Origin of the sequence: Arthrobacter sp. YD2, assembly GCF_030410475.1 — a bacterium.
GTDB lineage: Bacteria > Actinomycetota > Actinomycetes > Actinomycetales > Micrococcaceae > Arthrobacter_B > Arthrobacter_B zhangbolii.
The window spans coordinates 913,882-925,884 of sequence record NZ_JAUHHB010000002.1 but is presented as its reverse complement, the minus strand read 5'-3'; the positions used below and the strand labels follow the sequence as shown (position 1 = coordinate 925,884).

Below are 12,003 nucleotides of genomic sequence, written 5' to 3'. Positions count from 1 at the left end.
TTTCATTGCGCAGTACGCGTCCTCCGGCACCCTTTGGGGGAGCAGTACCTGCACTATGAACCGGGTTCCGTCGCGGCGGCGGACCCGATTCGGGACTTTCGCTGCTTATGATGTAGAGTATTCGAGTTGGTTCGGCCGGAAATAAACCGGGCGGGTAACGGGTTGTGGCGCAGCTTGGTAGCGCACTTGACTGGGGGTCAAGGGGTCGCAGGTTCAAATCCTGTCAACCCGACAGATAGCCTGGCGGAACGAGAGTTCTGCCGGGCTTTTGTCGTTAAACGGCCTGCCGTTTAGCGACATCTGTCGGTCAGCGGCGTACCGACGGGCCGTGCCGGATCACAGGTTCCCCAGCGCCGCCACGTCCTCGGCAATGGCACCCATGCGGCCCTCAAACTGGTGGCCACCGGTTGCGTGCCTGCGAACGGCGGCATGGGGTATTCGCTCAGCGAGCCGCTCAAGGTGGGCAAAGGGCACCACGTCGTCGTCACGGCAGTGATGCAGCCGGACGGGAAGCCGCAGCTGCGCCGCTGGCGGCAGTGCGTACTCGGCCTGCCATCCTTCGGTGCCCCATGCCGGCGTCGCCAGGAGCACCAGGCCCAGGGGAGCGGGCGCCCTGTCATTATCGGCCAAGCCATCGTCGGCCCCGCCTTCTTCGGCCCCGCTCTCATCCGCATAGTGCAGCAGGGCCATGGACGCACCGAAGGAGTGCCCCACCACCACCGCACCCGGTTCCATCGACGTGAGCCAGCGCTCCAATTCGCGGCGCCACTGGGCAGCGGACATGTCCTCTTCGGGAAATTCGGGCATAACCACGGGGACGTTCAGCCGGTTACGCAGTTCCGCTGCCAACGGCTGGTCATCCATCCATCCGCCGGCACCATGGACGAAGAGAATCTCCATCTTGGCTCCAATGTTTGTTGGGAGCGGGTTCGTATGGCTGGGGGAGAGAGGTAGGGGCTGGGCGCCCGCTCACCACGCTCCGCCGTCGGGCGCTCCAGCGGCCCGCCAAAAACCCTAGGACCGATTCTCCGCGCCTCCGGGGCACTCCGCCAGATGCGCACAGTCGCCGGGGCAAGGCGGCTTTCCGTCTGCCGGCCTTCCGGAGGGCTCCCCGCCCGGTTAGGTTCGGACAATGACGCGGCTACAGTTCCCAGGTACGCCCGGGATGAACGGTGGACCCGGGACGGCAGACCGGAACGTACCCGGACGCACACTCCGACGCCGTTACCTCCGCCCGGCCGCGATGGTGCTCACTGTCCTGGCCGCTGCTGCCTGTACCGCCGGCCCGGACGGCGCCGGTGGACTGTCCACCGACGAATCGTCCGCCGGTGCCGCCACAGCTGAAACCATCGCCACCGGACTCGACGCTCCGTGGTCCGTTGCGTTCGCCGGCAGCACCGCGCTGATCAGCGAGCGGGATACCGGCCGCATCCTGTCGGTGAACCCTGACGGGACTACCTACGAGGTGGGCAGTATTGCCGAATCAGCCGGCAGCCGAGAAGGCGGGCTCCTCGGGATTGCCGTGCAGGATGGCGTCCTCTTTACGTACCTGACCGCCGGGGAGGAGAACCGGATTGACCGGCGGGAACTAAGCGGGGACGCCGGGTCTTGGGGTTTGGGGCCCCCGGCGACCGTAGTGGAGGGCATTCCCGCAGGCCGGGTCCATAACGGCGGGCGCCTCGCGTTCGGTCCCGACGGCATGCTGTATGCCACCACGGGCGACGCCGGAGACCGGGACAGCGCCCAGGACCTGGAATCGTTGGCTGGCAAGATCCTGCGGATGGCGGCCGACGGCACAGTCCCTGCGGACAATCCGTTGCCCGGGTCCCTCGTCTACAGCTACGGGCACCGCAATCCGCAGGGGATTGGCTGGGATGCCGACGGCATTCTTTACGCCAGTGAGTTCGGTCAGGACACCTGGGACGAGCTCAACGTGATTGAGCCCGGCGGCAACTACGGATGGCCGGAGGTGGAAGGCATGGCAGGTGAGGCAGGCTTCATCGACCCGGTGCAGCAGTGGGCTCCCGATGTTGCCAGCCCGAGCGGCATCGCCGTCGTGAAGGAATCCGCCTACATCGCCAACCTGCGCGGGGAACGTCTCCGGCAGGTGCCGCTGGCGGGCCCCGGGACGTCCACGGACTACTTCACCGGCGAACACGGCCGGTTGCGCGATGTGGTGAATGCTCCCGACGGCAGCCTGTGGGTGCTGACAAACAACACCGATGGCCGCGGAAAGCCAGGTCCCGATGATGACCGCATACTGCGCATGGAGCCGCCGGATTAAAGCTGTAGGCAGGCCCTCTTCATCCAGGCCGCGACCGGCTTCCGTTCCGGCACGCTCTGTGCCGCTCTTCCCGCGCCGCCCCCGGAAGCCTAGCCTTACATCTGTCTGCTGACCGGCCCCCGTGCGGGCTGCTGGCGTCCCGGAGCGAGCCCGACAAGAAACTGGAAGGACAGCCATGCCGGAAAAAATCTCTTCGTTTGCCGTTTCGCTCAACGTTCCGGACCCCGAAGCCTCCGCCCGATTCCTGATAGAGCACTTGGGCTACGCCGTGGACATGGAAGATGACGGGTTTTTCTCCCTTCGCCACCCCGACGGCGGGTCCAACATCATTTTCCTCCGCACCGGGCTGCCCACCTTCAAGCCCGCCGAAGCCGCCGGCCGTGCCCGCGAGGGCCTACTGCTGGTGCACGAGGTGGACAATCTCGACGCAGCCCATGCGCAACTGCGGGACGCCGGGGCGGAAGTGGTCACGCCACCGGAAACCGAGCCGTGGGGTGAACGCTTTGCCCAGTACCGGGATCCGAACGGCCTGATCATCCAAATGGTCCAATGGGTGGCCGGTCCCGGTGAAGGCAGGGCCGTTCCGCCGGAGCTGGCCCGTGAGGAGCTCCTTCGGCTGGAGCGCAGACTCGCGGTTGAGGGCGCGCCCGCCTACCGGGAACTCCTGCACCCGGACGCCGTGGTGATAGTTCCGGGTGCGGTGCTGAACAAAGGGGAGTGTGTTGCCGCGATCACGGCCGCGGCTCCCTGGGACACCGTCCGGATGGACCCTTTCCGGCACTGGGTCACCGCTGATACGGCGACCCTGGCCTACCGGTTCACGGGCAGTCGGGACGGGGAGGAATATTCGGCTGTAATGCTGTCCGGCTACATTGTCCGCGATGGACGGGCTGAACTGATCCACCACCAGCAGACGCCCGAACCGGGGTGAGTAGGGTGCGGACGGACCGCGGCGGCTGCCGGAGGAACGCCCGGACAAGGACATATAGTTTTCCCCAGCGGAATCGCCAGTGCCGCCAAGGGCCTGCAGCGGGTAGGCTAATACAGCAGGTAAGGCAGAAACAGTCGCTGGAACCGGATCAGCCAGGGATACCCCGGCTGATCAGTTTTCATTTTGGGGAGGATTTGCACATGGCGGGCGAGCAGTACAGTGCCGAACGAGCGGACAACCGACAGGCACCAGGCGGAGAAGACACCACATCCATCAGTCTTCCCCCGATTTCCGACTCCACATCGGTGGAGCCGAAGCTGACCCCGGACGAGCGCGCCGCCGTCGCCGCTCTTCCGGCAGGATCAGCCTTGCTGATTGCCCACAGCGGACCCAACGCCGGTGCCCGCTTCCTGCTGGACCAGGATGTGACCACCGCCGGCCGGCATCCCAATGCAGATGTGTTCCTCGATGACGTCACCGTCTCCCGCAAGCATGTCGAGTTCCGCCGTACACCGGAAGGATTCCGGGTGGTCGATTCAATGAGCCTGAACGGTACGTACGTCAACAATGACCGGGTGGACAGTGTGCTGCTGCGCACGGGCAGCGAAGTGCAGATCGGGAAATTCCGGCTGACTTTTTATGCTGCACGGCCGGCATCTGCCCGGACCCAGGCGTAGCTCCGGGCGCAGGGCAGATAAGGTAGTAGACATGTCAGCATCACAGTCCGTCAGGCGTACCCCCGGACCGGAGCGGCTGCGCGGCAGGGTGCTGAACATTGGCGAGGTCCTCGGCGAGCTGAGCGGTGATTTTCCGGCCATCAGTGCGTCCAAGATCCGTTTCCTGGAGGAAAAGGGCCTGGTAACGCCCCAGCGCACCGCGGCTGGCTACCGCAAGTACACCACGGCGGACGTTGAACGGCTCCGGTTTGTCCTGGCGCTTCAGCGGGACCAGTACCTGCCGTTGAAGGTCATCAAGGACTATCTTGACGCCATCGACCGGGGTGAACGTCCCGAGTCGCTGCCCGGCGGAATGTCCCTTGCCCCGCGTGCGGTGTCGGACCAGCTGGCCGGAGAACTTGCGGCACGCGCCCGTGCCCGGACACTGACCTTCGCGGAACTGGTCCGGGAATCCGGCGCCAGCAGTGACCTTGTGCACAGCCTCGCCAGCTACGGGCTGATTAATGCCACGGATGAACGCTATGACGAACATGCGCTCAAGGTGGCGAAGGCCTGCGTCCAGCTTGAGGCCCACGGCATCGAGCCCCGCCACCTGCGCCCATTCCGGGCGGCCGCCGACCGTGAGCTGGGACTGGTGGAACGCGTGGTCGCCCCCGTTGCCTCCCGCCGCGACGTGGCGTCCAAGGCACGTGCCGCTGAAACAGCCCGCGAGATCAGTGACCTGTGCCTGAGCCTGCACAGCGCTCTGGTCCAGGGCCAAATCGCCCGGATGGAGGCCTAACCCATGCAGGAAATCGAAGTAGTGGGCGTGCGGATTGAACTGCCATCCAACCAGCCGCTGGTCCTCCTGAAGGAAGTCAACGGGGAACGGCACCTGCCCATCTGGATCGGAGCACCCGAGGCCAGCGCGATCGCCTTTGTGCAGCAGGGGATAGTTCCACCGCGGCCGATGACCCATGACCTGCTCGTGAACCTGATCCGGGCCCTGAAGCGCACCGTCACCCAGGTCCGGCTGATCTCGGTGGAGGACACCGTCTTCCACGCGGAGATTGTTTTTGAGGACGGCACGGCAGTGAATTCCCGGGCTTCGGACGCCATAGCCGTTGCGCTGCGGGTGCCCTGCCCGATCTACTGCGCGGATGCAGTGCTTGACGAGGCCGGAGTGCGGATTGCGGAGACCGACGAGTCCGAGGCCAGCGAAGAAGAGCAGGACAACGCGGAACAGGAGATGCGGCAGTTCCGTGAATTCCTGGCCGATGTTGAACCCGAGGACTTCGAGCACTAACGGATTACCTGCCCGGCTCCGACACGCCGCGGCAAAAACCCCTGCGTCTTTGACCTTGGTGCCAGTCGGTTCTAACGTCGAAGCATAGAGTTCCCATTGCATCGGGGGAGTTCTCGGGGGAGACTGAAAACCCCGATTGCTCCGGCCCGTGCCGACCCCCAGGGGAACCGTTATTAGGAGGCACACGTGAGTCCGAAAGGCGACGCCGGCGAGCGTGCCGGTGTACCAGGGAGCATCCCGCCCCACAGTGCCCAGGGCTTGCTGTTCACCGAAGACCTTCCCGTCCTGGACGAGGACGCCGGGTACCGCGGCCCTACAGCCTGCAAGGCGGCCGGCATCACCTACCGCCAGCTGGATTACTGGGCGCGGACGGGACTCGTTGAGCCGGCCGTGCGGGGTGCCGCAGGCTCCGGCACCCAGCGCCTCTACAGCTTCCGGGACATTCTTGTCCTGAAGGTGGTTAAGCGCCTCCTGGATACCGGGGTGTCCCTCCAGCAGATCCGTACCGCCGTGGAACACCTGCGGGAACGCGGCGTCGAGGACCTGGCCCAGATCACCCTGATGAGTGACGGTGCAAGCGTGTACGAGTGCACCTCCGCAGATGAAGTCATTGACCTGGTGCAGGGCGGCCAGGGCGTATTCGGCATTGCCGTGGGCCGTGTCTGGCGTGAAGTGGAGGGCAGCCTCGCCCAGCTGCCCAGCGAGCACGTCAACGAGTTTCCCGGAGACGAACTGAGCCAGCGGCGTATCGCCCGCAAAATCAGCTAGCCAGGGAAAGAACCGGCCACAGAAGCCTTAGACAAAAGGAAGGGCACCCCGCGGGGTGCCCTTCCGTTTGTCAGTCTGCGCAGCTGTTAGCCCACGGGCCGGCGCATCACGCGGTTGCGGACGCTGCCGGTATCCATCAGGTTCTTGACCAGGGCATCAAAAGTGCCCGCAGCCTGCTTGGCGGATTCGCCCGGCCAGTGGTGGACCGAATGCGCGGCACCCTGGATCTGCTGCCAGTTGGCCTGTTCGGCGATGGTCGGGCTCAGCAGGAGATCGCCGAACATCTGCTTCATCTCGGCCAGACGGAACACATGCTCGTTGGAACTGGGCCGCACCCGGTTGGCGATGATGCCAGCGGGGGCCAGGTTCGGTGCGAACTCCTCCCTGAACAGGTCCAGGGCACGCATGGTGCGTTCGGTGCCTGCTACTGAGAAGAGGCCGGGCTCGGCAACAAGCAGGACGCGGTTGCTGGCCGTCCACGCCATCCGGGTCAGGCCGTTCAGTGACGGCGGGCAGTCGATCAGGACCAGACCGTAGCCGGTGACCCGGGACAGCAGGTTTGTCAGGCGCCGAAGGTCGCGTTTGCCGAGGTCGGGGCGGTCATAGATCCCCGAGTAGGCGGAACCCATGGCTACGTCCAGGACAGGTTTCCGGCCGGCCGGGTTCTTGGCGAGCCGGCGGGCGTTTTCCACCCAGCCGCTGGGTACCACCTGGTCGGCCAGCTGCACCCGGCGGGGGTTGCGAAGCATTTCGCCGATGCCAAGCTGGCTGCCGGCGCTGACACCCAGGCCGGTGGTCGCATCTGCATGCGGGTCCAGGTCCACGACGAGCGTCGGAATGCCTGCGGCCAGCGCGGCGGATGCCAGGCCCAGCGTGACGGAGGTTTTACCGACGCCGCCCTTCAGGCTGCTGATGCTCACTACTTGCACTTGTTGAACCAAAACCTAACGTGTCTAGGGATCACTGGAGGCTGCACCCTCATTCTATGTGACGGACGCCTGTTACCTTGGCAGCGCCCTTTTGCAGGGGTGGCGCTTACACTGGTGGCACACTGTGATATCCACCACGGCGGTTCCGTGCTGCGCCTACCGGCTGCAACCGGTATTTTTCACGCTTGCCAGCAACTGCCGTGGGTAAAATCCGTTAATGGCGGTACTGTCCTGGTGCCCCACCGCAACGATGCAGGAGACCCATGTTCTCGAAGATATTGGTAGCGAACCGGGGCGAAATCGCCATTCGGGCGTTCCGTGCCGCATATGAGCTCGGTGCGAAGACGGTGGCCGTGTTTCCCCACGAGGACCGGAACTCCATTCACCGGCAGAAGGCCGACGAGGCCTACCTGATCGGCGAGGAGGGCCACCCGGTCCGGGCGTACCTGGATGTGGATGAAATTATCCGGGTGGCCAAGGAATCCGGCTGCGACGCGATCTATCCCGGGTACGGCTTCCTGTCCGAGAACTCGCATCTGGCCCGGGCTGCAGCCGACGCCGGCATCACCTTTGTGGGGCCGGCGGCGGACATTCTGGAGCTGGCCGGGCATAAGGTGCACGCACTGAACGCCGCCAGGGAAGCCGGCATCCCGGTTCTGCGGTCCACGGCGCCGAGCGCAGACCCCGACGAGCTGCTGGCGGAGGCTGACGCCATCGGTTTCCCGATCTTCGTCAAGGCCGTGGCCGGCGGCGGCGGACGCGGCATGCGGCGGGTGGACAGCAAGGACAAGCTGCCCGAAGCCCTCGCCGCGGCGATGCGGGAGGCGGAAACCGCCTTCGGCGACCCCACGGTGTTCCTCGAGCAGGCAGTCCTTCGGCCCCGGCACATTGAGGTTCAGATCCTCGCGGATGCTGAAGGCAACATCGTTCACCTGTTCGAGCGGGACTGCTCACTGCAGCGCCGGCACCAGAAGGTGGTGGAAATTGCCCCCGCACCGAACCTGGACGAGAACATCCGCCAGGCTCTGTACCGGGATGCGGTGAAGTTCGCCAAGGCGCTGAAATACGTGAATGCGGGCACCGTGGAGTTCCTCGTGGATACGGTGGGCGAGCGGGCCGGCCAGCACGTGTTCATTGAAATGAACCCGCGCGTGCAGGTGGAACACACCGTCACCGAGGAAATCACCGACGTCGATATTGTCCAGTCCCAGCTGCGCATCGCAGCCGGGGAAACGCTGGCTGATCTGGGCCTGTTCCAGGATGAGCTGCAGATCCGCGGGGCCGCCCTGCAGTGCCGCATCACCACCGAGGACCCCGCCAACGGGTTCCGGCCCGACGTCGGCCGGATCAGCGCCTACCGCTCAGCCGGTGGCGCCGGGGTGCGGCTCGACGGCGGCACCGTATACGCCGGTGCGGAAATCAGTCCGCACTTTGACTCCATGCTGGTGAAACTGACGTGCCGTGGCCGGACCTACCCGGTGGCCGTGAACCGTGCCCGCCGGGCACTTGCGGAGTTCCGGATCCGCGGTGTCGCCACCAATATCTCCTTCCTGCAGGCCGTGCTGGACGATCCGGATTTTGTTGCCGGGGATGTGGCTACGTCCTTCATCGAGGAGCGCCCGGAACTGCTTAATGCCCGCGGTTCAGCAGATCGCGGTACCAAGCTGCTGAACTGGCTTGCTGACGTCACAGTTAATAAGCCGCATGGAGAAGCAGTGCTGCACAGCGACCCGGCGGAGAAGCTTCCCGACGACCTGCCGGAAGTACGGCCGGGCTCACGGCAGCGGCTGCTTGAACTGGGGCCGGAGGGCTTCGCCGCAGACCTTCGGCAGCGCACGGCCCTGGCGGTCACGGACACCACATTCCGGGACGCCCACCAGTCCCTGCTCGCCACCCGGGTCCGTACCCGGGACCTGACCGCAGCAGCTCCGGCGGTAGCTGCCCTGACGCCCGAACTGTTCTCCGTGGAAGCCTGGGGCGGTGCCACTTACGATGTTGCGCTCCGCTTCCTCGGCGAAGACCCGTGGGAACGTTTGGCCGCGCTGCGCCACGAACTGCCCAACGTCTGCATCCAGATGCTGCTGCGCGGACGGAACACGGTGGGCTACACGCCCTACCCCACGGAAGTCACCGAGGCTTTCGTGGAAGAGGCAGCCGCCACCGGTGTTGATATCTTCCGGATCTTCGATGCGCTCAATGACGTCTCGCAGATGGAACCGGCCATCCGGGCGGTGCGGAACACGGGAACCGCGGTAGCCGAGGTTGCCCTCTGCTACACCGGTGACCTTCTGGACCCCAAGGAAGAGCTCTACACGCTGGACTACTATCTGGATCTGGCCCAGCGCATGGTCGACGCCGGCGCCCACATCCTGGCTATCAAGGACATGGCCGGCCTGCTGCGCCCGGCTGCTGCCGCCAAGCTTGTCTCCGCCCTGCGGGAACGCTTTGACCTGCCGGTACACCTGCATACCCATGACACCGCAGGCGGCCAGCTGGCCACCCTGCTGGCGGCAGCGGACGCCGGTGTGGACGCCGTGGACGTGGCCAGCGCCCCGCTGGCCGGAACCACCAGCCAGCCCTCCATGTCCTCGCTGGTGGCATCACTGACCAATACCGACAGGGACACCGGTATCAGCCTGGACGCGGTGGGCGCCTTGGAACCGTACTGGGAAGCCGTCCGCCGGGTGTACTCACCCTTCGAGTCCGGTCTGGCCGGCCCCACCGGGCGGGTGTACCGGCACGAAATCCCCGGCGGCCAGCTGTCCAACCTCCGCCAGCAGGCCATTGCCCTGGGACTGGGGGAGCGGTTCGAAGCCATCGAGGATATGTACACTGCCGCGGACCGCATTCTCGGCCGCCTGGTGAAGGTCACGCCCTCCTCGAAGGTAGTGGGGGATCTGGCCCTGCAGCTGGTCGGATCGAACGTCTCCCCGGAGGACTTTGAAGAGAACCCGCAGAATTACGACATTCCCGATTCGGTGATCGGCTTCCTGAGCGGCGAACTGGGCGACCCTCCCGGAGGCTGGCCGGAACCCTTCCGGACCAAGGCGCTGCAGGGTCGCAAGGTCAGGGCACGCGACGTCGAACTCACCGAGGTGGACAGGGCGGGACTGAACGCGGATTCGGCAACCCGGCAGGAAACGCTCAACCGCCTGCTTTTCGCCGGCCCCGCCAAGGAGTTCGCCACTGTCCGGGAAACCTACGGCGACGTGTCCGTGCTGGAAACACGTGACTACCTGTACGGGCTGCGCCGTGGGGAAGAGCACGTTATTGAACTCGAAAAGGGCGTGCGCCTGATAGCCACGCTCGACGCCGTATCTGAACCGGATGAGAAGGGCATGCGGACGGTCATGACCACGCTGAACGGGCAGATGCGCCCGGTCCTGGTGCGGGACCGCAGCATTGAGACCTCGGAGAAATCAGCGGAGCGGGCGGATCCGGCCGAGCCCGGACATGTCGCAGCGCCGTTCGCCGGCGCGGTGACTGTCACGGTCAAGGAGGGCACCGAAGTTGCTGCGGGCGAGACGGTTGCCACCATTGAGGCCATGAAGATGGAGGCCTCCATTACGGCACCGATCGCCGGCACCATCGAACGGGTGGCCATTTCGCAGGTGGAACAGGTCCAGGGCGGTGATTTGCTGCTGGTGATCACCCCTAAGGGAAATCCCCAGGCTGAGTAGACTGATGGCGTGACCCATTTTGATCTCGCCATCATCGGCTCAGGCTCCGGCAATTCACTGATCACCCCTGACTGGGACGGCAAGCGGGTGGCAGTCATCGACGGAGGAACGTTCGGGGGTACCTGCCTGAACGTCGGGTGCATTCCCACCAAGATGTTTGTGTATCCCGCCCAGCTGGCGGCCGCCGTGACCGACGGCGCCCGGCTGGGCGTGGATGCGCCGCTGGCCGGGGTGCGCTGGCGCGATATCCGGGACCGGATTTTTACCCGCATAGACGCCATCTCGGAGGGTGGCAGGCGTTACCGGGCCGAAGAGCTGGAGAACGTCACGCTGTACAGCGAATACGTCCGCTTCACTTCGCCGCATTCCCTGGTCACCGCTACCGGTGAGAAAATCACCGCCGATCATATAGTGGTGGCTGCCGGCTCACGCCCGGTCCTGCCCGATACCCCGGGCATGGACCTGCCACAGGTGCACACCTCCGATACCGTCATGCGTGTGGATGAGCTGCCCCGCCGGGTGCTCATCATCGGCGGCGGGTACATCGCCGCGGAGTTCGGGTTCGTCTTCGCTGCCTTCGGTACGGAGGTGACCGTTGCAGTCCGTTCGGGGGCGATGCTGCGTTCACTGGACGAGACAGTATCCGAGCGCTTCACCGCCGAAGCGGCCAAGCAGTGGAACCTGCAGTTGAACACCACGGTGGACTCGCTCAAGGAAAACGCTGACGGTTCCGTGCACGTGGTGCTTTCCGGGCCGGCAGGAACGCAGGAACTCGACGTGGACCTGGTGCTTGCCGCCACCGGACGGGTGCCCAATACGGACAGGCTGGACGTAGCTGCAGCCGGTTTCGATACCCGGGAGGACGGCCGGCTGGCCGTGGACGGGTACGGCCGGGTGCTGTCCTCCGGCGCCCCGGTCCCCGGTGTCTGGGCGCTGGGGGATGTCAGCAGCGACTACCAGCTCAAGCACGTTGCCAACCATGAGGCACGGGTGGTTTCACATAACCTGGTCCATCCGGATGACCTGCGGAAGGCGGATCACCGCTTTGTCCCGGCCGCCGTCTTCAGCAGCCCGCAGATTGCCAGTGTGGGAATGACGGAGGAAGAGGCCTGCACCGATACTGAGGCCCGCGGCGTGGAACTGGCGCTGGCCGTGCAGGAATACGGCTCGACGGCGTATGGCTGGGCCATGGAGGACTCCACCGGTTTCGTGAAACTGCTGGCGGAGAAGGAGAGCGGCCGCCTGCTCGGCGCGCACATCATGGGCCACGAGGCGTCCATGCTGATCCAGCCGCTCATCCAGGCCATGGAGTTCGGTCTGGACGCGGCCACCATGGCCCGGGGCCAGTACTGGATTCACCCGGCACTGACCGAGGTAGTGGAAAACGCCTTGCTGTCCCTGAAGACAACGGAAAAGCCGGGCAGGAACCGCCTCTAGTCGAGGGGCCGC

10 protein-coding genes and 1 tRNA gene are annotated in these 12,003 nt (G+C 65.4%); 9 read left to right on the top strand and 2 right to left on the bottom strand.

The window, feature by feature from the left end:
* Positions 1-158 precede the first annotated feature (158 nt).
* Positions 159-232: transfer RNA gene (locus tag QWJ37_RS10920), tRNA-Pro, on the top strand.
* A 104-nt stretch (positions 233-336) separates the two neighbouring features.
* On the opposite strand, the gene QWJ37_RS10915 is transcribed toward QWJ37_RS10920, so the two are convergent.
* Complete coding sequence (locus QWJ37_RS10915) at positions 337-900, bottom strand: alpha/beta fold hydrolase (RefSeq protein WP_290245270.1); 564 nt, start codon at positions 898-900, stop codon at positions 337-339.
* A 265-nt stretch (positions 901-1,165) separates the two neighbouring features.
* Here QWJ37_RS10915 and QWJ37_RS10910 point away from each other — a divergent pair, with 265 nt between their 5' ends.
* From QWJ37_RS10910 to QWJ37_RS10885, 6 genes are all read left to right on the top strand, one after another.
* Positions 1,166-2,284: a PQQ-dependent sugar dehydrogenase gene (locus tag QWJ37_RS10910; protein WP_290245269.1), complete on the top strand. Its 1,119-nt coding sequence runs from the start codon at positions 1,166-1,168 to the stop codon at positions 2,282-2,284.
* 175 nt (positions 2,285-2,459) lie between these two features.
* The gene (locus QWJ37_RS10905) at positions 2,460-3,215 is read left to right on the top strand and encodes a VOC family protein (protein ID WP_227902321.1); all 756 of its coding nucleotides are present in this window, start codon (positions 2,460-2,462) and stop codon (positions 3,213-3,215) included.
* 200 nt (positions 3,216-3,415) lie between these two features.
* The gene (locus tag QWJ37_RS10900) at positions 3,416-3,892 is read left to right on the top strand and encodes an FHA domain-containing protein (RefSeq protein ID WP_227902320.1); all 477 of its coding nucleotides are present in this window, start codon (positions 3,416-3,418) and stop codon (positions 3,890-3,892) included.
* Between the two features lie 31 nt (positions 3,893-3,923).
* Positions 3,924-4,673, top strand: coding sequence for a MerR family transcriptional regulator (locus QWJ37_RS10895; protein ID WP_227902319.1), 750 nt, complete (start codon positions 3,924-3,926; stop codon positions 4,671-4,673).
* Between the two features lie 3 nt (positions 4,674-4,676).
* Complete coding sequence (locus QWJ37_RS10890) at positions 4,677-5,177, top strand: bifunctional nuclease family protein (protein WP_227928056.1); 501 nt, start codon at positions 4,677-4,679, stop codon at positions 5,175-5,177.
* Between the two features lie 186 nt (positions 5,178-5,363).
* Positions 5,364-5,945, top strand: coding sequence for a MerR family transcriptional regulator (locus QWJ37_RS10885; RefSeq protein WP_227902317.1), 582 nt, complete (start codon positions 5,364-5,366; stop codon positions 5,943-5,945).
* Between the two features lie 86 nt (positions 5,946-6,031).
* Here QWJ37_RS10885 and QWJ37_RS10880 read toward each other — a convergent pair whose 3' ends face one another.
* Entirely contained in the window at positions 6,032-6,874 is an 843-nt protein-coding gene (locus tag QWJ37_RS10880) for a ParA family protein (RefSeq protein WP_227902316.1), read from the bottom strand.
* A gap of 263 nt (positions 6,875-7,137) precedes the next feature.
* On the opposite strand from QWJ37_RS10880, the gene QWJ37_RS10875 reads away from it, so the two are divergent.
* Both QWJ37_RS10875 and QWJ37_RS10870 read left to right on the top strand, forming a co-directional pair.
* Entirely contained in the window at positions 7,138-10,554 is a 3,417-nt protein-coding gene (locus QWJ37_RS10875; RefSeq protein ID WP_290245268.1) for a pyruvate carboxylase, read from the top strand.
* 9 nt (positions 10,555-10,563) lie between these two features.
* Positions 10,564-11,991, top strand: coding sequence for a mycothione reductase (locus QWJ37_RS10870; RefSeq protein ID WP_290245267.1), 1,428 nt, complete (start codon positions 10,564-10,566; stop codon positions 11,989-11,991).
* Positions 11,992-12,003 lie beyond the last annotated feature (12 nt).